This is a genomic window from Bradyrhizobium sp. 160 (assembly GCF_023073735.1).
Classification (GTDB): domain Bacteria; phylum Pseudomonadota; class Alphaproteobacteria; order Rhizobiales; family Xanthobacteraceae; genus Bradyrhizobium.
Genome location: NZ_JADPKD010000067.1, coordinates 204,440 through 224,444, shown reverse-complemented (window position 1 = coordinate 224,444; position 20,005 = coordinate 204,440). Strand labels below are relative to the sequence as shown.

Here is a 20,005-nt window from a genome sequence, read left to right as displayed (position 1 = left end):
GCCCGGCGAGATCCGGGCCGGTTCATAGCCCGGCGCCGTTCAAAGACACGGAAATCGGGGTTGCATCAATGGGGGACGGATGCATCGCGACCATGCAGCGGCCGAGATCGCGTCTAGCGCTTTGGTCGAGGCTTTGGCTCGGCTCTGGAAGGTCTCTGGATTTTCGGGGGATATCAAAGGCTTGGATGGCCTTCCGAGCCCCGAAAAAGCCCCGTTCTTGCTTGCCTAGAGGGGCTGCTTCCTTTATCCGGTTGGCTGCCTTGCGTGCGGGCGGCTCCGGCCGCCGATTGGGCTGGGCGCAGGCATGATCCCGGAAGAGTGGGCACCGGTTTTCCGCGAGGATCATGCCTCCTAGAGACAGATTGAACAGGGATTACCCGCGAATGGCCAATGTTGTCGTCGTCGGCGCCCAGTGGGGCGACGAAGGGAAGGGCAAGATCGTCGACTGGTTGTCGGAGCAGGCGGACATCGTCGTCCGCTTCCAGGGCGGCCATAACGCCGGCCACACGCTCGTGATCAACGGCAAAACCTACAAGCTCGCGCTGTTGCCCTCCGGCGTACTGCGCGAGGGCAAGCTGTCCGTGATCGGTAACGGCGTGGTGTTCGATCCCGCCGCCTTCCTCGACGAGGTCGCCAAGCTCAGGGCGCAGGGGGTCGATGTCAGCCCTGACAATCTACGCGTCGCGGAAAACGTCACGCTGATCCTGCCGCTGCACCGCGAGCTCGATGAGCACCGCGAATCCGCCAGCGCAGCGACCGCGATCGGCACCACGCGCCGCGGCATTGGACCTGCCTATGAGGACAAGGTCGGCCGCCGCGCCATCCGCCTGATGGATCTTGCTGATCATCAGACGCTGCCGCACAAGATCGATCGCCTGCTGGCGCATCATAACGCGCTGCGGCGCGGCCTCAACCTGCCGGAATTCGACAGCGCGGTGATCCTGAAAGAACTGATGGCGATGGCGCCGCAGCTGCTGCCCTATGCCGAGACGGTCTGGCGGCTGCTCGACATCAAGCGGCGCGAAGGCAAGCGCATGCTGTTCGAGGGCGCGCAAGGCGCGCTGCTCGACGTCGATCACGGCACGTACCCTTACGTCACCTCGTCCAACACGGTGGCGGCGCAGGCGGCGACCGGCGCCGGCCTCGGGCCGGGCGCGGTCGGTTACGTGCTTGGCCTGTGCAAGGCCTATACGACCCGCGTCGGCCAGGGCCCGTTCCCGACCGAGCAGGACAACGAGACCGGCCGCAAGATCGGCGAGCGCGGCCGCGAGTTCGGCACCAACACCGGTCGGCCCCGCCGTTGCGGTTGGTTCGACGCCGTGCTGGTCCGCCAGGCGGTCCGGACCTGCGGCATCAACGGCCTGGCGCTGACCAAGCTCGACATCCTCGACGGCTTCGACACGATCGAGGTCTGCACCGGCTACAAGCTCGACGGCAAGGAGATCGACCATTTCCCCGCCGGTGAGGGCGCGCAAAGCCGGGTCGAGCCGATCTACGAGACGATCGAGGGCTGGAAGGAGCCGACCGCCAGCGCACGGTCCTGGGCCGACCTGCCGGCCCAGGCCATCAAATATGTCCGCCGGATCGAGGAATTGGTGGGGTGCCCGGTCGCGCTGCTTTCCACCAGCCCCGAACGCGAAGATACTATCCTGGTGCAAAATCCGTTTGAAGCTTAACGATATCTTACCAGGACGCGCGTATAGTTGAGTTGAAATGGCTGATTACTATCCGCTGATCGCCCGCGCTATTGCCGCCCTGGACCCCAACGCTCCCGGCGAGAGCCGTCGCGCGCTCTATGAGCGGGCGCGCACGGCGCTGATCGCGCAGCTCCGCAGCGTGCAGCCGCCGCTCTCCGAATCCGAGATCACCCGCGAACGGCTGTCGCTGGAAGAGGCCGTCCGCAAGGTCGAATCGGAGGCCGCCCAGCGCGCCCGCGAGGCCTCGCGCCCCGGTGGAGGCACTCGCCCGGGCGGCAGCGGCGATGCCTTCCGCCGGGCCAGCGCCCGCGCGGCCGAGGGCAACGCTCCCGCATCTCAGCCGGCCCCGCCGCGCACGCGTCCGGCCCCGACGCCGGCGCGCGCCGACCGCCCATCCTTTGGTGCTGACGATCAGGGCGACGCGCCGCGGCCGCCGCGTGCGCCGCGTTTTGACGCCCCGCGCCAGCCCGGCCCGTCCGCTCCGCCGCCGACGCCGGAGCCGCAGACGCCTCCACCGGCCGGACGCGATCGCGCAGGTGCGCGCCGCCCGCCGGACATGGGCCCGCCGCCCGCGCTACCACCCGCACCGGGCGTGCGCGGCTTCCGCGACATCACGGCCGATGCCAACGATCTCGGCGGCGCCGCCGCGCAGGCGAGCCGCGCCGCGCGCCGCACCTACGCCAACGTGCCCTCGCCCTCACCGGAGTTCGACCGGCTGGAGCCGAGCCTGGAAGACCGCACCGGCGAGTCCGAGCCGCCCTATTCCTACGACGAGTCGGTCGAGGAGGCCGAGCGCTACACGCCGCAGCCGCCGTCGCAGCGTGCGCGCGTTGCAGCCGAGCGCGACGCCAAGAAGCGCGTCCGCACCGGCTCCGCCTTCCCGTTCAAGAGCGCGATCGCCGTCGGCATCGTGCTGATCCTGGTCGGCGCCGGCATCCTCTGGGGCAAGCAGCTGGTCCAGATCGTCAACGGCTTTCTCAAGCCGTCCGCGACCCAGGTGGTGGAGGCGCCGAATCCGGCCCAACCGCAGAGCAAGCCGAAGATCCCGGATCGGGTCGGCCAGCCTTCGGCGAGCGACCAGCCGGTCGCGCCGGTGGCGCAGAAGGTCGTGCTCTATGACGAGGATCCGTCCGATCCGAAGGGCAAGCAATATGTCGGCTCGGTGGTGTGGCGGATGGAGCCGATCAAGGCGTCCGGCAACCAGAAGGCCGACATCGCCGTGCGCGCCGACATCGAGATCCCCGACCGCAAGTTCAAGATGACGATGTCGTTCCGCCGCAACACCGATTCCTCGCTGCCGGCGAGCCATACCGCGGAATTGACCTTCATCCTTCCGCAGGACTTTCCGGGCGGCAGCGTCTCCAACGTGCCGGGCATCCTGATGAAGTCGAACGAGCAGGCGCGCGGTACGCCGCTCGCCGGCCTCGCCGTCAAGGTCACTGATGGCTTCTTCCTGGTCGGCCTCTCCAATGTCGACGCCGACCGTGCCCGCAACGTCCAGCTCCTGAAGGAGCGCTCCTGGTTCGACGTGCCGCTGGTCTACGCCAATCAGCGCCGCGCCATCATCGCGATCGAGAAGGGCGCCCCCGGCGAGCGCGTCTTCAACGACGCGTTCGCGCAGTGGGGCGATTGAGCTCTTCACCTCTCCCCAGCGGGGAGATCTCGGATTGCAGCAATCCGGGTGAGGGGCCGCGCCATCTTGTGAGACTGCAACCACTCACCCGGATCGCATCTGCGATGCGCTCCGGCCTCTCCCTACGGGAGAGGTGAAGCAAGCTCTCTCGCGGTCAGCGGTGCAACCGAATTGAACGGCCTTACTGCGCGGCGGCTTCCCGCTTGCGCGATGCGGCGTGCTCGCGGTCCATCACGGCGCGGCAGCCGGGACTGACATGTGCCTTGTTCCGCACCATGCAGGCCCTGATCCTGGGGATGTCGGGAATTTCACTGGAGCACAGCCGCATCGCATCGCCCGAGCACATCTGCTGCGCTTCGGATGAGAAGGCGAGACCAGGTGATGTCTGGAATGCGATGGCGGTGGCGGCGACGGCGAAGAGAGTTGCGATCGTCTGATAGCGTGTCATGCGGAATCGGTCCCCGAGTTCGTGGGCTTGAGCCACTTGATTTTGGGGCGCCGCACGCGGCTTGATCTGCCGCATGTCACAGCCTTCACGTCGGGAACTTTGGTCCCGCATGTGGTCGCTCGATTACTTGATGTTCGAATCGAAAGTGCTGCGCCGCCCGAGCGAAGTATGCGCCATTGTCACGGAGCTGCAATGGTCTGCGTGAAGGAATTTGCAATTGTTGCGCGCGAGTCACGCAAAGCCGGCGCGCGCGGTCAGATCAACCGATCGGGCGATGGCTCGCTTGCCGCATCGCTCGTGCCGAGTGATGCGGCGTGTTCTTCGACTGCGGTGACGCCCTTGGCCGTGAGTTCGAACAGATCGCCGTCCTTCATCACATAACCATCGGCGATCAGTTCGCCGATCTTGCCGTGGCGATCGTCGGCGAAGGCAACGGACTGGCTGATGTCCCGCAGGATCGAGAGTTGTTCATCGCGCAGCATGGCTTCACACTCCGTTCGCGGGTTCCGGTCCTCACATCCCGTGACTCTGAAACACCTTGCTGCAAGACTTCGACAGCTTGGCCCGGTTGGCTTGCAGACAACTCTGAACCGCACCGTCATTGCCGAGGTCCTTGCGGCACAGGCGCGATGCATCCCGCGAGCAGGCCTTCTGCTCCTGCGGCGTGCCCATGTGGCCTTGGGCGAGAGCAGGTGCATTCGACAGACCGGTCAGGGCTGCCAGCGCGAATGTCGCCAGAACAAGTCTACGGGGCATCGGGGCTCCAATCTGACAGGGACAATTCAGGTCCTGCATGAACTCGTCGCTTTGCCACTTGTTCCCTCCAGGCGGAGGCTGCGCCTCCCTATTCAAGGTTCCCGCCGGCGCTGATATAAGGCTGTCGAAGTTAAGAGGGTGCTCGATGAAACGCTATCTGGTGTTTGCGCTGGTCGGTCCGTTTGTCGGCGGGTTCCTGCTGCTGCTGACGGCGACCTATCAGTCCGGCTATTGGACCCAGACCAGCCTCAGCGAGGTCGGCAAGCTATTCGCAGTGTTCTTCAAGACCCTGCAATACAGCTATCTGTTCGGCTTCCTGCCCTCGCTGATGATCGGCGCGGTCGACGACATCCTGATCCACATCAGACGGATCGGCCCGGTCCTGCGGATGCTGCTGGTCGGCCTGTTCGCCTTCGTGCTGGCCTCGATGACCTACAGCTCGCGCGGGCCGGATTCGGGCGCGGTGCAGTTCATCCTGTACGGCCTCGTCGGGTTCGTGCCGGCAGTGATTTCATCCTGGCTCGTGCATAGATATGTCGAGGAGCCGCAGGCAATGACCGCGCCGACCTGAGTGCGCGACCTTCGGGCGCGGCCCAGCAACCTCCGCCGCCGCGGCGCGTTCATTGGAGGCCATGTCCATGTCCGACGACGACATCCTTGCTCCGCGCCGATCCCGTTCGGGAAGCGGCTCGCATGCGCCCTTTGCGGGTAAGAAAGCGCGCGGCCCGATCATCGACCAGGAGGGTCACGAGATCCGCCCTGAGACGCTGGAGCAGGGATTCCGCGAGTTTCGCTTCGAATTCGGGCAAGGCAATCCGTTCGGCAATCTGACGCGCGAGCAGCGGATCGCGCGGCTCGAGGCGATCGCAAAGCTGCTCGACGTTGCCTTCATCCTGCCCGGCACCAATATCCGCTACGGCATCGACGGGCTGATCGGGCTGATCCCGGTCGTCGGCGACATCATCACCACCGCGATCTCGTTGTGGCTGGTGCGTGAGGCGAGGGCGTTGGGCGCGCCCTGGTACATCACGGCGCGCATGCTCGGCAATGTCGCGGTTGACGGCGTGGTCGGCTTGGTCCCGTTCGCGGGCGACGCCTTCGACGTCATGTTCCGCGCCAACATGCGTAACGTGCGCCTGCTCCGCCGCTGGCTGGAGAAGCAGCCGCGGATTTAAGCGTCGCGTGCACTCTTCGCCTGTCCCCGCACGCGCGGCGGGGAGAAACGCAAAAAGCGCGACGGCCCTTCGGCCATCGCGCTTTCAGCGCACATCACAGGGCTTTGCGAAAGCTTACGCTGCGTCGGCGTCGGTCTCCGCCGGCTTGCGGCGGCGAGGCAACGGGAAGGCCTCACTCTCATAGAGCGAGCGGATGCCGTTCTGGTCGAAGCGCGCTTCTTCGACCTGGAGATAGGCGCCGTTCAGTGAATCCGTCGGCAACTGCTCCATCGCGAACTGCACGGCTTCGGCCGCGGTGCCGAACCGGCGATAGGTGAAGCCCGCCCGCTTCTTCTTGCGGATCGCGGCGGGGAAGAGTTCGGCGGAGGTGTTGAAGTTGAACGGACGCAGTGGACGCATGGTCAAAGACCTCGTGATCTTCTCTGGGGCTTTAAGCGCGTGGGGTTGGGGAGGGCAGAGGCCGCAATCGAGCGGGCCCGCCGCACATGGCATTTTCGTCCACTAATATAGGCCGATTTGACAAAAATGCGACCCCCGCGATGCGAGATGATGAATCCGCGCATGGCAGCCCCGCGCGGGCGATAAACCGTGCAATTTCAAAGCGTTGCATGATTTACAGTTTGCCAAGAAGCATCAGCACGACCAGCACCACGAGCACGACGCCGCCGATCCCCATGCCGGAATGGCCGAGGCCATAGCCATAACCGCCGATCCGGCCGGACAGCCCGCCCAGCAGGTAGATGATCACCAGGATGATCAGGATGGTCCCGAGTGACATGGCATTCTCCCTGGCGGGCGCCAAATGGATGACTGGCCGCACCGCCACGAGAGAAAAGCACATTGCGCCGCCGGGTTCCGCAACGGAACCCGGTGATGCCCCGAGTTTATTTCGGCTCGAGCTTCAGCGCGGCGGAGTTGATGCAGTAACGCAGGCCGGTCGGCCCAGGGCCGTCGGGGAAGACATGGCCGAGATGGCCGCTGCACTTGGCGCACAGCACCTCGGTGCGGATCATGCCGTGGCTGGTGTCGCGCTCCTCGTCTATATGGCTCTCGACGGCGGGCTGGGTGAAGCTCGGCCAGCCGCAGCCGGAATCGAACTTGGCATCGGAGGAGAACAGCACGTTGCCGCAGCCGGCGCAGACATAGGTGCCGGCGCGCTCATCGTGCTCATATTCGCCGGAGAAGGGACGCTCGGTCGCCTTCTCGCGCAGCACCGCGTACTGCATCGGCGTCAGCTCGCGCCGCCACTGCTCTTCGCTCTTGATGAGCTTGTCGTCCGTTGTTTTCGTCCTGGGATCGGGCATGGGTCTCCCGTTTCTCTCGTCATGTCGTGATCAGTTGGTGGCCTTGCCGGCATTCACCAGCGTCGGCTTTTCAATGTAATTATCCGCGAACAGTTTTTTCAGGTTCTCGACCTTGGGGATGTCGTTATAGGCGATGTAGGGCTGGTTCGGGTGCAGCGTCAGATAGTCCTGGTGATAGGCCTCCGCCGGATAGAACGCCTCCAGCGCGCCGACCTTGGTCACGATCGGCTTGTTGAAGACCCGGGCCGCGTTGAGCTGGGCGATATAGGCCTCGGCCACCTTCTTCTGCTCGTCGGAGGTGGTGAAGATCGCCGAGCGATATTGCGGGCCCACGTCAGGGCCCTGCCGGTTGAGCTGGGTCGGATCGTGCACCACCGAGAAGTAGATCTGGAGAATCTTTCCGTACGTAATCTTCTTCGGGTCGTACTTGATCTCGACGGACTCGGCGTGACCGGTGCGGCCGCTCGAGACGGTCTGGTAGTCGGCAGTCGCCTTGGTGCCGCCGGCATAGCCGGAGACGGCGTTGACGACGCCAGCGGTGTGCTGGAAGACGCCCTGAACGCCCCAGAAGCAGCCGCCGGCGACGACGGCGGTCTGGATTTCGCTCGCGGGCGCTGCATCCATGGCGGGGGCGGGGATCACGACCGCATCCTCCGCGGCCAACGACGGCGCGGTGAACGAAAACGCCAACGCGGCGGTCGCAGCAAACAGGGACAGGGCACAGAAAGGAATTCGGCTCATGGCGCATCCTCGTTCGAAGGCGTTAGTGTAGGGCGATCGGCGTCAAGCGAACAGCCCGCTTGGCGGCAGTTTGTTACCCGAGATACGGGCCGGCCGGGCCATTGTTACTTAACGTCAGACACGAGTCCGTGAAGGGAGCAACTCGTCATTCCGGGGCGGCTCGAGATTCTCAGCTCCGCAAGTGGACGCCATAGTTCGAGCTGCGCATCGCCTCGGAATGCCAGTGTCACGACTCTTCGGCCCCGAACCTTAAACGACAATAGAAAGCCGCTTCGCCGCGCGCGTGATCCCGGTATATAGCCACCGTGCCCTGGAATCCTGGAACGCAAAGCTCTCGTCGAACAGCACGACGTCGTCCCATTGCGAGCCTTGCGACTTGTGCACCGTGAGCACGTAGCCGTAGTCGAACTCATCATAGGGCTTGCGCTGCTCCCAGGCGATCTGCTCGACGCCGCCCTCGAAGCAGTCGGCGCGCACCGAGACCTTCGTCACCTTGTGGCCGAAATCCTCGTCCGGCGACAGCCGCATGCTGAGGATGCGCGATTTCGAGCGCGAGGTGTTGCGCGACTTCACGCGCCACAGGCCGCCGTTGAACAGGCCCTTCTTGCGGTTGTTGCGCAAGCACACCAGCTTATCGCCGGCGACCGGAAAGGCGTCCTCGATGTTCTGGCGCTGGCGCACCCGCATGTTGTAGGCGCGTCGCGTGTTGTTGCGGCCGACCAGCACCTGGTCGGCGCCCATGACCCGGTCGGGATCGAGCTCCTTGCGCGACACCACCTCGCTCTCGCCGTAACGGCCGATGTCGAGCTCGCGGCCTTCGCGCACGTCCATCGACATCCGCACGATCGGATCGTCCTGGGCCTGGCGATGTACCTCGGTCAGCATCGCGTCGGGCTCCGAATTGGTGAAGAAGCCGCCGCCCTGGATCGGAGGAAGCTGCGCGGGATCGCCCAGCACCAGCAGCGGGCAATCGAACGACATCAGGTCGCGCCCCAATTCGGCGTCGACCATCGAGCATTCGTCGATCACGATCAGCTTGGCTTTTGAGGCCGGCGCGTCGTCCCACAGCTCGAAGCTCGGCTGCTCCTCGCCGGATTCGCGGGCGCGATAGATCAGGGAGTGGATGGTGGAGGCATCGTCGCAACCCTTGTTGCGCATCACCAGCGCCGCCTTGCCGGTGAAAGCGGCGAACTTCACCTCGCCATCGACGCCCTCGGCGATGTGCCGCGCCAGCGTGGTCTTGCCGGTGCCGGCAAAGCCGAACAGGCGGAACACCGGCGGCGTGCCGCCGCGGCCGGGTTTTGCTTTCAGCCAATCGCCAACGGCTTTGAGCGCGGCGTCTTGATGCGGGGTGAATGTCGGCATGGCTTTCCAGGAAGAGCGGGCGCCACACTTAAATGAGTCGCCACTCGCAAACTAACCGTTCGTTCGCTGCAATCAAGTCATTCTCCCGCACGGCGGAATTGCTGCTCCGTAGACAGCGTTGCCTCACGCACTAAGATGAGCCCAACAAGAACAATGCGGGAGCGCGACGCCATGAAGTTCGGCATCTTCTACGAGCTGCAATTGCCGCGGCCCTGGGTGGCCGGCGACGAGCTCAGGCTCTACCAGAACGCGCTCTCGCAGATGGAGCTCGCCGACAGGCTCGGCTACGACCATGCCTGGGTGGTCGAGCATCACTTCCTTGAGGAATATTCGCACTCGCCCTCGCCGGAATCCTTCCTGGCTGCCGCAAGCCAACGCACGCAGAAGATCAGGCTCGGCCATGGCATCCTTCAGCTCACGACAAATCACCCGGCACGCGTCGCCGAACGCGTCGCGGTGCTCGACCTGCTCAGCAACGGCCGCTGCGAATTCGGCATGGGCGAGAGCGCGTCGATCACCGAGCTCGAGCCGTTCGGGCGCGACATGGAAAGTAAGAAGGAGGTGTTCGACGAGGCCGTAGCCGCGATCTTCCCGATGTTCAAAGACGGCGGCAGCGAGCATCACGGCAAGTACTTCGACATCCCCTTGCGCAACGTCGTCCCGAAGCCGGTGCAGAAGCCGCATCCGCCGCTGTGGATGGCATGCTCGCAACTGCCAACCATCGAGCGCGCCGGCCGCCACGGCTTCGGCGCGCTCGGCTTCCAGTTCGTCAGCGCCGATGCCGCCCACGCCTGGGTGCACGCCTACTACAATGCGATGACCAAGCGGCTCACCAAGCTTGCCGATTACGAGATCAACCCGAACATGGCACTGGTCTCGTTCTTCATGTGCGCCAAGACCGACGAGGAGGCGCGTGCCCGCGCCGACGGCGCCACCTTCTTCCAATTCGCGCTGCGCTTCTACGGCGCCGCGCAGAACCGCCAGCGGCCCGCGCCCGGCACCGTCAACATGTGGGACGAGTACAACAAGTGGAAGCGCGACAATCCGCAAGCCCAGGAGGCGGCGTTGCGTGGCGGCCTGATCGGCTCGCCCGAGACGATCCGCAGGAAGCTGAAGCGATTCCAATCTTCGCATATCGACCAGGTCATCCTGCTCAATCAGGCCGGCAAGAACAGCCACGAGCACATCTGCGAATCGCTCGAGCTGTTCGGCCGCGAGGTGATGCCGGAATTCCAGAACGATCCGGCGCAGGCGGTCTGGAAACAGGGCGTCATGAGCGGCGAGATCAAGCTGGAAGAGATCGACACGCAGGCCTTCACCGACCGCTACGGCAAGCTCGCGATCAACGTCGCCCCGGTGAAGGCCGCCGCGGGCTAGGCTGTTCGTGAAGTCATGCTGCTGACGCAATCTCTGGCTTAGTCCGTGACAACGTAAAACACTGCGTGGGAACCGCTCTGGTTCCCACGACGGTTCCATAGCCAAGGGGTTGGCACGAATCCGCAAAACATCGGCGCAAGCTTCATGAACGCTGCCGCGTTCGCTTGCTCTGTTTGCGGTGCCGGGAACCGGCGATCGAAAAAATCATAGGAGTTATGATGCTGTTCCGCTCGAGCGCCGCACTTTGCGGCGCCCTGGTCGCGCTTGCCGTTTCTGTTACCGTTGCTCGAAGTGAAACACGGGGAGTTCACTCAAGCGCTATCGTCGATGCTACCTCTGGGAATGCGCTCGTCGGCGCTGCCTCCATGTACAATCCTTTCAAGCCCGGCAAGGAGGAGGGCGGTCCGAGCACAGCCTCCGGCGAGCGTTATGATCCCTCTGCCTGGACGGCTGCCATCAAGACGAGTTTGCGTCGGAAATTTGGCGGGGTCCCATTTGGCGTGAGGCCAAAGTTTGCCCTCGTTGAGGCCGTCGGCAAGAAGGTCATCGTCAAGATAAATGACGTCGGACCACTCAGGCCCGGCCGCATCATTGACTTCAACGAGCGGACGATGCGCCATTTCGATCCAAGCCTGGAGCTCGGAGTCATTAAGGACGTAAAGGTTAGTCCGCTTTCAGGGGACAATTGGACACTCGGACCGGTGGGCTGAAAATCCTACGCGGAAAAGGCAGTGCACGTCCCGGCGATCGGTGCGGCGGTTGCAGGCGCGTTTCGCGCCTCCGAGATCGAGAACAAGTATATCGGCGACGTCAGCGACGATGTGAAGGCCGACCTGAATCGGCGCGCCGGTGCGGTCTCGCAAGCCGCGCGTGAAGCCTCGGTCATGGTGTCGCAGAAATCAGCGACACCAGCACCGAAGTTGCGGACCGGGTTAAGCAAGCCGGCATGGATGCCGCGGCAGCTGCCCGTAACGAGGTGAAGTCTCTTTGATGAGACCAGAAAGGCGGCGGGCGCGCTGGCCGTCAACGGCGCGCGCCCTTTTCTCGAAGTTGATCATGTAGGCTACTTCGCACGCAGGTCGCTGCGGAGAGAAGCCCGGCCTTCTGCTCTTCAAATCGTGCGCCGTTGTCGTCCGGCGAAGAGGCCATACACAAAGAGCACGATGATGGCGCCGACCACAGCACCGATGAGTCCGGCACCCTCTCCAGGACGGTACCAGCCAAGGGCTTGCCCGAGGTAGGTGGCCACGAAGGCGCCAACGATCCCGAGGATGGTCGTAAGGATGAACCCGGAGGGTTCGTTGTCACCTGGCATGATGAACTTTGCGATCACCCCCGCGATAAAGCCGATAATGATGGTCCAAATAATGCTCATTCTCCACTCCTCCTGAATAAACAACGACGACGGCAGTGCAAAAGCTATGAGGTGGGTAAACGCCCCTCAGGCGTGTACTTGTCGATTGCCTGGGGAAGCTCGCGCGACAACCTTGCGAGGATCTCCTCGTGAGACAGCCCGGTTTCCCGCTCCAGCTTGTCCAGCACGTCGGGGCCGATTGCTTCCCGCAGCTGCGAGGGCGAGATGTCCTTGTTGGGCCCTGAACTGACCCAAGACCGAGCCGCGTCCCCGTGGCCGTTTTGGTTGAATTTCTCCAGCAGCTCGCCAATTCCTCCCTGCAATAATCCTCCGACACCCTCCCCGCTCAGCATGCCCGTGAGATTGCCGAGCAGGCCACCCAGCGGCTGTCGGGCGTTGGCGGGCTCGAGCGATCCAGATCCCGATCCTCTGAGCAACTCCGCCAGCTTGTCTCGGTTCTGATACCCGGCGATGGCCAGCAATCCGAGAAGTGCGGTCATGGACGGCATTCCGCGGCTCATCTTGTAACTCCGCGACAAGGTTAGACAGCTCGAACTCGGCCAGTCCGGTTCTGTTCCTAGGCGTGCATTCTCAGCTCGCCGCACCCGGTGCAGGCGAAACGGAAGCGGGCGTGATGAGCGGCCAATCAAGCTGGCGCCGCGTCAGTTCAATCCCAATATGGGATAGCCGGGCGGGCGATCATCAGCCAAAAGATAGCCAGCACGGCTGCGAACGCCGGAAATCCAAAGGCGAACCACCACCGGAAGAGACGGTCATACTCGGCAGGCAGCTTGGCGTCGGTCTCGACCGCACGGACGGCGAGATCGCGCATTCGCATCTGCATCCATACCACCGGCAGCCAGAAAGCGCCGGTCACCACATAGAGTGCGATGGACGCCGCAATCCACCCCTCGCGAAGAGAATACCCGCTCGACCAAGCGAGCCATGTGCCGGTGATCGGCTGCAGGACCACGGCGCTCGCCGTGAACAGGAAATCGGCCAGCACGACCGTCCGCGCCACCCCCGCGATCTCGCGCGGGTCGCCGCGCAGATGCGCCACCAGCATGAAGAAAGCGATGCCAGCGCCCGTGCCGAGCAGGACCGCAGCACCGATAATGTGCACCATCTTGACCAGAAAATAGAGCATCAGCGATCCTCTCGGATCGCCATGGCGACCAGATTGAGCATCAGCACCGGCCAGATCTTCAGCATCGGTCCGAGCGGATCGGCCCACAGCCGCGGCACCAGCGCCGTACCGATCACGACATAGGTCAGCGAGATGATCAGTGCTGCCCGCAGCCCGTAAAGGCTGGCCGGCCGCCACAGAATGGCGAGACCGATGACGATGTCGGCGAGGGCTCCCGCTACGACGGTGAGCGCAGCGAAGCTTTCTCCCAATCCGCCTTCCCGGACGTACGACATTCCGATCTCCCAGCCCGGTCCCAGGGAGATGATGCCGGTGACGATCCAGAACAGGCCAAAGACGCCGAATATCAGCGGCTTCAGCGCATACAGCCGCGCGAACCAACGCTCCTGCACCGAGGCGGGCTCGCTTGCGAGCGCGGCTGCAAGGTCGCGCGGCACGATGCCCGTGGCCTGACGCCAGGGCTCTGGATCGCCGGTCGCGCCGCGGCGCATCTCGGCCTGTGCCGTCGAATTGACGGGCGTTGCCCAGCCCAGCATCTGGGCAACGTCCCCGGCGCGGTAAGCTGCCGAAGCCGCCCAGGAAGGCAGGTGCAGGCGGTAAGCGGGCCTCCAGCGCAGCCAAGAGCGAAACAGCGCGACCGCCTCGCTGAAGGCAATCCGCCGCGGACCGGCCAGATCGAGTGCGAGGCGAGAAGGCGCGCCGGGTTGCAGGAAGAACAGGACCGTGTCGACGACGTCGTCGAGATGCACAGGTTGAATAGCTGCCGTCTCGGGCATGATCGGGAGGACCGGCAGGGAGGCCAGCCCTCGCAACAATGCGCTGCCACCATAGGCGGGCCGGCCTACAACGACTGAAGGCCGCAGCACGACCCAATCGAGGTCCCGCGCCATCAAGGCGGCTTCGCCGTCGCGTTTGCTGCGCGAAAAATCGGTCCGGGCATCGCGATTGCTGCCGATCGCCGAGAACAGGATGACACGGCGGACGCCGGCGCTTTCACACGCCGCATAAAGCGCCGCGCTGCCGGCGACATGAACGCCTTGCATGTCCTGCCCCTGCAGGGCACCCGCCGCATTGATGACGGCATCGACGCCTGTAAGAATGCCCTTCCACTTCGAAGCGTCGGTGGCCCGGACAACATCGAGGGTGATGTGGTGCGTATCGGGTGCCGCCGGATGACGCGACACCAATACGCATTCATGCCCGTCGGCGGAGAGCCTGGCGTGGATTGCCGATCCAATAAGCCCCGTCCCCCCAACGAGAAGGATGCGCATCGACTGGTCCCTCAATTGGTCGCCCCGGGGAACGCAAACCGCTGATCAATTCTGAAGGCGCAGACGAATAAAGCAGGGCTGATGTAATGGTTCCTCGCGGCGGAACAGGTGATTTTGATGCAGACAATTGTCGCGACCGCCCTTGCTGCAGATGTTGCGTCGCCATCGATACCGATGGGAGGGTCGCCGCGCCGACGCTAGACTACCGAACGCGGCGGCGCAGGACCTGTACGGAGAAGCGGGAAGATGCCGGTTCTCGAGCTGAAACAAAAAGGTATTCATCGTCGGAATTGCGTTTCTTGACCCAAGCCTCCGCAGGACCTGGGCGCCGCCGAGCACCTGATCGTCTCGAGTCTTCAGCTCCTGCAAACAAGCGAACTCCTGGAATCGCCATGGCAAAACATCGGATCTACACAGCGAGCTTCGCAAGCGTTTACCCACTTTACGTTGCGAAAGCAGAGAAGAAAGGACGCAGCAAAGCCGAGGTCGATCAGATCATCTCCTGGCTGACGGGCTATGGTCAGCAAGAGCTGGAAACTGAACTGGAAAAACAGACGGACTTCGAGACCTTCTTTGCAAAGGCCCCTAAGATCAATCCTGCCCGATCCCTGATCAAAGGGGTGGTTTGCGGCGTCCGGGTGGAGGACATCAAAGAAGCAACGATGCGAGAGATCCGGTATCTCGATAAGCTGGTCGATGAGCTGGCCCGGGGAAAAACGATGGACAAGATTTTGCGAAAGGAGTGATTGTCGAGCGACTGATTGCGCTCTTTGCGAAACCCATCGACCCAACGGGGCGGACACCGCTCGATCTGATCGCGAGGATGAGGCAGCAACTGCTGGTGCACTACCGGCCGTGTTCCGCTCTCCAACTTCCGGTGAAATCCCATTGCTGCTATCCTCTCGCAAAACAACGGCTTGCGGAGGATCATGATGCGGTCTCAGGCGGTGCCCGCATATCCAGCGGCTGGCGATACCACGTCGGCGGTGCTCGCGATCGGACGCCCAGATTTCCCAAATGTCCTGATCGATACGCTGCGGCGGCAGGCCGATGTCGGCCATTGCATGGTGTTTGCGCTAACCCGTGCCGGCGCTGCGCGCTGCCTGCTCGATGCCGGCAACATCCCGATCGGCGGCGATCTCGGCGCGGCCTATGCCGGACAGTTCCACGAATCCGATCCCAACCGCGATGCGCTGTTCGAAGGCGAGGGCGGCGCGCCGATCATGCTGCCTGCGTTCGCGCCGCGCATGTATGGCGCGCGCTACCGGAAAATCTTCTTCCAGGATTCCGGCATCGTCGACAAATGCGCGACTGCGATCTGGACTGGCGACACCTGCTTCTACGTCAACTTCTACCGCATCGCCGCGCAAGGCCGCTTCAGCGCCGTGCAGCGAGAGCGCCTTGAGGCGATCGCGCCGGCGATCGCCGCGAGCGTCGCCCGCCATTTTCAGCAGACCGCAACGCCAGACCGGACGCTCGCCGGGTTGTTCGCGAGCTGCGCGCCACTCGCCGCCCTCACGCTGCGCGAGCAGGAAGTCTGCCGACGCATCCTCGCCGGCTTCAGCTCCGAGGCGATCTCGAAAGACCTCGGCATCAGCCTGCATTCGACCCTGACCTATCGCAAGCGCGCCTATGAGCGGCTCGGCATCTCCTCGCAAGGCGAGCTGTTCGCGATCGTGCTGCGCCTGCTAACGTGCAGCCTGAACTAAGGCGCGGACTTGGGGTCCGCGATATCTGCTTGCGAGGTAAAGCGAATACGCGGTCCCGCCTCCGGGACCGTCGCCTCGCGACCTGCATCCGACAAGACTCCTCCGGCCCCCGGCGAGCCGCATTGAACTTGCCAGCTCCGCTCGCCATGTGTGGGAGACAGCTTGGAGCAAACAATGAAGCAGCTTTTCACCTGTGTGGCGATCGTGGGCTGCCTGGTCGCCTTCCACTCCGTCGCGCAAGCCCGCTCTGCATTCGACGGATCCTGGGACCTCATTTTCGTGACGCAAAGAGGACCTTGCGATGCGACCTATAATTTCACCGTCAACATCAGCGACGGAATAGTTACACATCCGAATTTAGTTAGGTTCAGAGGCTACGTGGCGCGTTCCGGCGCGGTTCGGGCCTCGGTGACAGTTCAGGACAAATTCGCCTCCGGCTCAGGTAGACTCTCGAGCAATGTTGGCCGCGGGACGTGGAGCGGCCATTCCGGAAACGCGCGCTGTTCAGGCTACTGGACCGCACAGCGCAATTGGGCGCGCTGAGCCAATGTCGGAGGTGGCCCGCAGGGAGCAGAGAACGCTCGCTGATTGCCTATGGTCCGGGTGGAATCAATCGACGGTTGACAGTTTGCGAGGTTCCCTGCGAAGCCAACGTGCGCGGACGTACCTGTGGAATAGAGGACTGACTCGCTCTCGGTATCAGTCTCAAGACGGCCAAAGCACTTGGTGTGATCATTCGGCCACGCTGGACGAAGTGATCGGCTGAGATCTGGTGCTCGCCCGATGCGAATTCCGGACGCAACGTTCAAGGGTCCGCTCATCAGGGAAAACCGGAAATGACAAGCCATTCGTGTGACCTGCGCTTTTGACCCGTTGCGGAAGCCGACACGCCCTTAATTCAAAATTGAGTACCTTATCTGCTGCTAGTTGACAGAAGTCGCCATTACAACCTAGTTGCGGCCGGGCGACCAATGACACGTTAGGTCTAATTGATCGATGACCCCGCGAGCGAAGGAAGCACTTTCGAAGTTCTTCAAGCTCTTCTTGCTCCTCGCAGCGGTGATTGGGGCGCTCGGCTGGTTTGTCCTTGATGGCAGCACGACCCCGCCCCGCGTCCTTCGTTCTCGGCTTACAATATCAGTCGAAACTCCTGAGGGGGAGCGCTCAGGATCGAGCGTCAGCCAGATTAAAATCAGCTTCCCCGGCGGCCTGACCAGGGCCCAGGGTTGGGGTCTGATGAAACGATTAGTAGGTGAGGCTGTCGTCGTCGACCTTGGACCGCGCGGCCTGCTGTTTTCCACGTTCGAGAGACGGTTAATCCTCTCTCGTTCGGGTGGAGACGCGTACAACGCGGCCTTGACGCCGTTCCCGCAGGAGGCTTTTCGCGGAGAGTATCCTTCGACGGCGTCAGCTGATGAACAATACGTCGCCTATCTCGATGAGATCAGCCGGCGTAAGCCAAAGGCCACCTTGAAGCTCGAAGATGTGCCGGCCTTGGTCCGGTTCGGAAATCGGGAGGACCCGACGACCGTAGCTCTCGTGGATCCGGCCGATCTTGCCGCCAGTTTCGGGCCCGGCGTCTATCTCAAACGCGCAACTGTGGAAATAACCGATGATCCCATAACCCACGGGATCGAAGTTCGATTGCCTTGGCTGAAGTCCAGTAGGGTCTCGCCGACTCTATTTTCGCAAACCTACCTTCGAACGCTCCAAAAGCTCTTGCCCGTCCAACATCTTCGTTTTGCCGATTTTCGGAGACTGCCCCAATGACCGACAGAGGCCGGGGCGCGCAATGGAGCGGCTAGAATACTTCCGCTGGTGGCCCTGTGCCGACCTCAGCTGAGAGCGCCGCGAGGTCCGCTTACTAAAGGTGACCCGAAAGGCGATCCGAGCGGGCCAAGGCAGCCTTTGACCCATTGAACGATGTAGTCAATCATTAACCTATGGCTGTTGTCGGCGTGCTAGCTTCGCGAAAAGGGTGCTAAATTCCATCGGTCAGTGGAAGGGCGGACGATGCGCACGTCACTTTGTGGCTTGCTGTTCTCACTGTGGGGCGGTTGTGCCGCCCTCGGACAAGATGCCAAAGAGATCGAGAGGTGGGCTGCGACTCTATCGTCTGAGCGGGTCGATCTTGTCGTCTGCCTGTCCGCTTTGGTAGACCGCGCCAAGGCGCAGGGAATTTCGGAAACCGAATTCAAGAACTTGCTTGCGAAATCGTGCCAGGGCGAATTTGAGAGGTTGCAAAAGGCTATCCTTGAACGAGTATCTACGCCAGGTATTGAAGGTACCAAGCGCGACGAACTCGCTGTCGCCGCCGGACGATTGCTGCTCATCCCAATCTTCAACGAATTCTCCGGCAAAGTCCCCTACCGGTACAGATTGATAGACCGGCTGAAAGGCAGGATTAGTCCAACAGTAGAGGACATCGCGTTCAAGGCAGCCAAGGAAGATTATTCGGAATGTCTTTCGAAGGCCGCACGCGATGCGAGGGCTGCTGGCATCTCAGTCGACGCCTTCAAGGACTCTCTTGGTTCAGTCTGCCTTCAGGAAAGCGAAGCCATCCGACGGGCTGAATTGGCAGTTTGGGACACCTACGCACGGCCACCGCAAAATCGCGATGCTGCCGGCAACATTTGGAAAAGAAGCGCTCAAATGAATGCCGTTAGACAATTTAGCGACAGAAGTAGACATGGCCTCATCGGTAGAGGGCGGCAGCGCCTAATGCCCGCTTTTGGCCCAATCTGCGAAATTGAGCATCGGCGGACCAAATTCCGGTCATTACATTAGAGCGGGCATGATTTGCTCAACCTGAGTTCTTCGCAGTTTGACCCGAAGCGGAAGTTCCGCGTTTCGATGCGCAACGCAATCTTTACCATGGGCTCGTCGCAAGCCGGAAGGATCAACTTGGGGGGGGCCGCGGATTGCAAGGATGCATAAGTGGTCAGTATGAGCAAAGGCATCCCAACCGGCAAAACTTATCTCGGGTTCGCCTTGCTCTGGCAGGTCGTGTTCTTCGTCGCGTGGATCGCTTGTATCGTCTTTTTTGAGGCTGGTTACTTCGCGACCACAATGGTTGTGATCCTGCTCACCGCGTATGGGTCTTCCGACATGCCAGATCGATTGGCCGTCGCGCAAAGCAAGTCATTCGGCGGCCAACGCCTGAGCTTCGCCGATGACTCTCGATCACGTCAGAGCGCCGAGACGCTATCAACGGCGGTCCTCGCTATTAAACGGCTGGTTCTGGCCCTGAACGGACGTTGGGTCGCAGCGTGTGCCCTCGTCATAGTGCGACTGTTTCCTCGATAACATGTTTCAGCGGCGTCCCCTCAGCGGACAGGGTCATTCGAGAGCGAAATGAAGTAGCAATGCACTGAAACTTCAGTGATTTTAGACTAGCTGAGAAGGCAAAAGAAGGGAAACGGGGCCGTGCATGTAGTTTCCACGCTGGGCGGCCTGCTTGCTGGCCTAGTCCTCGGCGTTTTCACCGCAATCTTTCAGCTGATCGGACTGGCTGCACTCGCGCTCGGTGCCCAGCATCTGATGAATTACCCTCTCTCTCCAAAGCAGGATCTGTTACTGAACCTAGCGGTCTATGCGATCCTGCTGTTTCTCGTGTTCTTCCGTGCGCTTTTCGGCCATGACCAGGCAACTCCAACGCAGTTGTTCTATCGATCCTTCATGGTCACTCTGCCGCTACCAGGCATTTGGCTCATGTATGCGTGGCCAACGTACGGAAGCTAGAGCTTTTCCATCGACGGCCCATCTCTTGCTTTTTGCCCGAAGCTGACGAGCCTAACTGAAGGAGCGAGGACAGTTATTGGCCCTTAGCTGTCTTTCGCCTTGAGCGCGTGGACGCCGGCTCTCCGGTCGCAAGCGAAACGGGGGGCGGACAGTACCGGCAAGCCGGCTTATGACCCCATTGCAGACTTCGCGGACTCACGGTCAGCAGCCGCGCGGCAAATCTTATGCTCGATAAACGAATACCAACTCACGATAGCATTAGAATTCTGATGCAACCAATGAAAGGC

26 protein-coding genes are annotated in these 20,005 nt (G+C 62.4%); 14 read left to right on the top strand and 12 right to left on the bottom strand.

Annotated features, from left to right (window positions below; genetic code table 11):
• Positions 1-383: 383 nt before the first annotated feature.
• A complete protein-coding gene (locus tag IVA98_RS28600; RefSeq protein ID WP_247298896.1) occupies positions 384-1,676 on the top strand; it encodes an adenylosuccinate synthase in 1,293 nt (430 codons plus the stop codon).
• A gap of 37 nt (positions 1,677-1,713) precedes the next feature.
• Entirely contained in the window at positions 1,714-3,330 is a 1,617-nt protein-coding gene (locus IVA98_RS28595) for a hypothetical protein (protein ID WP_247298894.1), read from the top strand.
• Between the two features lie 181 nt (positions 3,331-3,511).
• Here the strand turns inward: IVA98_RS28595 and IVA98_RS28590 are convergent, their stop codons facing one another.
• The 3 genes from IVA98_RS28590 to IVA98_RS28580 form a co-directional block, all read right to left on the bottom strand.
• On the bottom strand, positions 3,512-3,778 hold the full coding sequence (locus IVA98_RS28590) for a hypothetical protein (protein ID WP_247333716.1): 267 nt from the start codon (positions 3,776-3,778) through the stop codon (positions 3,512-3,514).
• A gap of 254 nt (positions 3,779-4,032) precedes the next feature.
• Entirely contained in the window at positions 4,033-4,260 is a 228-nt protein-coding gene (locus tag IVA98_RS28585; protein WP_247298890.1) for a hypothetical protein, read from the bottom strand.
• A gap of 31 nt (positions 4,261-4,291) precedes the next feature.
• Positions 4,292-4,534, bottom strand: coding sequence for a hypothetical protein (locus tag IVA98_RS28580; RefSeq protein ID WP_247280132.1), 243 nt, complete (start codon positions 4,532-4,534; stop codon positions 4,292-4,294).
• Between the two features lie 145 nt (positions 4,535-4,679).
• Here IVA98_RS28580 and IVA98_RS28575 point away from each other — a divergent pair, with 145 nt between their 5' ends.
• The gene (locus IVA98_RS28575; protein ID WP_247298888.1) at positions 4,680-5,105 is read left to right on the top strand and encodes a DUF5413 family protein; all 426 of its coding nucleotides are present in this window, start codon (positions 4,680-4,682) and stop codon (positions 5,103-5,105) included.
• 61 nt (positions 5,106-5,166) lie between these two features.
• Positions 5,167-5,709 (top strand): DUF4112 domain-containing protein, encoded by a 543-nt coding sequence (locus IVA98_RS28570; protein WP_247298886.1) that lies wholly within the window; start codon positions 5,167-5,169, stop codon positions 5,707-5,709.
• A gap of 114 nt (positions 5,710-5,823) precedes the next feature.
• Here the strand turns inward: IVA98_RS28570 and IVA98_RS28565 are convergent, their stop codons facing one another.
• The 5 genes from IVA98_RS28565 to IVA98_RS28545 all read right to left on the bottom strand — a co-directional run bounded on the left by IVA98_RS28565 (position 5,824) and on the right by IVA98_RS28545 (position 9,119).
• Positions 5,824-6,108 (bottom strand): hypothetical protein, encoded by a 285-nt coding sequence (locus IVA98_RS28565; RefSeq protein ID WP_247280129.1) that lies wholly within the window; start codon positions 6,106-6,108, stop codon positions 5,824-5,826.
• Positions 6,109-6,322: 214 nt separating this feature from the next.
• Positions 6,323-6,487, bottom strand: coding sequence for a DUF3309 family protein (locus IVA98_RS28560; RefSeq protein ID WP_247298884.1), 165 nt, complete (start codon positions 6,485-6,487; stop codon positions 6,323-6,325).
• Between the two features lie 106 nt (positions 6,488-6,593).
• Entirely contained in the window at positions 6,594-7,013 is a 420-nt protein-coding gene (gene msrB / locus IVA98_RS28555) for a peptide-methionine (R)-S-oxide reductase MsrB (protein WP_247298881.1), read from the bottom strand.
• Between the two features lie 30 nt (positions 7,014-7,043).
• On the bottom strand, positions 7,044-7,754 hold the full coding sequence (msrA, locus tag IVA98_RS28550; protein WP_247298880.1) for a peptide-methionine (S)-S-oxide reductase MsrA: 711 nt from the start codon (positions 7,752-7,754) through the stop codon (positions 7,044-7,046).
• 249 nt (positions 7,755-8,003) lie between these two features.
• Positions 8,004-9,119, bottom strand: coding sequence for an ATP-dependent DNA helicase (locus IVA98_RS28545; RefSeq protein WP_247280126.1), 1,116 nt, complete (start codon positions 9,117-9,119; stop codon positions 8,004-8,006).
• A 171-nt stretch (positions 9,120-9,290) separates the two neighbouring features.
• Here IVA98_RS28545 and IVA98_RS28540 point away from each other — a divergent pair, with 171 nt between their 5' ends.
• The 3 genes from IVA98_RS28540 to IVA98_RS28530 all read left to right on the top strand — a co-directional run bounded on the left by IVA98_RS28540 (position 9,291) and on the right by IVA98_RS28530 (position 11,476).
• Positions 9,291-10,496 carry an LLM class flavin-dependent oxidoreductase gene (locus IVA98_RS28540; protein WP_247298878.1) on the top strand — a complete coding sequence of 402 codons (1,206 nt, stop codon included), beginning with the start codon at positions 9,291-9,293 and terminating at the stop codon, positions 10,494-10,496.
• A gap of 215 nt (positions 10,497-10,711) precedes the next feature.
• Positions 10,712-11,206, top strand: a complete 495-nt coding sequence (locus IVA98_RS28535) for a septal ring lytic transglycosylase RlpA family protein (RefSeq protein WP_346657746.1) — start codon at positions 10,712-10,714, stop codon at positions 11,204-11,206.
• A 21-nt stretch (positions 11,207-11,227) separates the two neighbouring features.
• Entirely contained in the window at positions 11,228-11,476 is a 249-nt protein-coding gene (locus IVA98_RS28530) for a hypothetical protein (protein WP_247298873.1), read from the top strand.
• Between the two features lie 131 nt (positions 11,477-11,607).
• On the opposite strand, the gene IVA98_RS28525 is transcribed toward IVA98_RS28530, so the two are convergent.
• From IVA98_RS28525 to IVA98_RS28510, 4 genes are all read right to left on the bottom strand, one after another.
• Positions 11,608-11,871: a GlsB/YeaQ/YmgE family stress response membrane protein gene (locus tag IVA98_RS28525; protein ID WP_247298872.1), complete on the bottom strand. Its 264-nt coding sequence runs from the start codon at positions 11,869-11,871 to the stop codon at positions 11,608-11,610.
• A gap of 44 nt (positions 11,872-11,915) precedes the next feature.
• A complete protein-coding gene (locus tag IVA98_RS28520; RefSeq protein ID WP_247298870.1) occupies positions 11,916-12,371 on the bottom strand; it encodes a YidB family protein in 456 nt (151 codons plus the stop codon).
• 146 nt (positions 12,372-12,517) lie between these two features.
• On the bottom strand, positions 12,518-12,997 hold the full coding sequence (locus IVA98_RS28515; protein WP_247298868.1) for a DUF2269 family protein: 480 nt from the start codon (positions 12,995-12,997) through the stop codon (positions 12,518-12,520).
• The gene (locus IVA98_RS28510; protein WP_247298866.1) at positions 12,997-14,268 is read right to left on the bottom strand and encodes an SDR family oxidoreductase; all 1,272 of its coding nucleotides are present in this window, start codon (positions 14,266-14,268) and stop codon (positions 12,997-12,999) included. Before IVA98_RS28510 ends, IVA98_RS28515 begins: the two co-directional genes overlap by 1 nt.
• Before the next feature lie 392 nt (positions 14,269-14,660).
• On the opposite strand from IVA98_RS28510, the gene IVA98_RS28505 reads away from it, so the two are divergent.
• From IVA98_RS28505 to IVA98_RS28475, 7 genes are all read left to right on the top strand, one after another.
• A complete protein-coding gene (locus IVA98_RS28505; RefSeq protein WP_247298864.1) occupies positions 14,661-15,014 on the top strand; it encodes a DUF2200 domain-containing protein in 354 nt (117 codons plus the stop codon).
• A 186-nt stretch (positions 15,015-15,200) separates the two neighbouring features.
• Complete coding sequence (locus IVA98_RS28500; protein WP_247298900.1) at positions 15,201-15,977, top strand: helix-turn-helix transcriptional regulator; 777 nt, start codon at positions 15,201-15,203, stop codon at positions 15,975-15,977.
• A gap of 174 nt (positions 15,978-16,151) precedes the next feature.
• The gene (locus tag IVA98_RS28495; RefSeq protein WP_247298862.1) at positions 16,152-16,520 is read left to right on the top strand and encodes a hypothetical protein; all 369 of its coding nucleotides are present in this window, start codon (positions 16,152-16,154) and stop codon (positions 16,518-16,520) included.
• Between the two features lie 453 nt (positions 16,521-16,973).
• A complete protein-coding gene (locus IVA98_RS28490) occupies positions 16,974-17,747 on the top strand; it encodes a hypothetical protein (protein WP_247298860.1) in 774 nt (257 codons plus the stop codon).
• Between the two features lie 243 nt (positions 17,748-17,990).
• The gene (locus IVA98_RS28485; protein ID WP_247355979.1) at positions 17,991-18,764 is read left to right on the top strand and encodes a hypothetical protein; all 774 of its coding nucleotides are present in this window, start codon (positions 17,991-17,993) and stop codon (positions 18,762-18,764) included.
• A gap of 159 nt (positions 18,765-18,923) precedes the next feature.
• Positions 18,924-19,283: a hypothetical protein gene (locus IVA98_RS28480; protein WP_247355977.1), complete on the top strand. Its 360-nt coding sequence runs from the start codon at positions 18,924-18,926 to the stop codon at positions 19,281-19,283.
• A gap of 120 nt (positions 19,284-19,403) precedes the next feature.
• A complete protein-coding gene (locus IVA98_RS28475) occupies positions 19,404-19,718 on the top strand; it encodes a hypothetical protein (RefSeq protein WP_247355975.1) in 315 nt (104 codons plus the stop codon).
• Positions 19,719-20,005 lie beyond the last annotated feature (287 nt).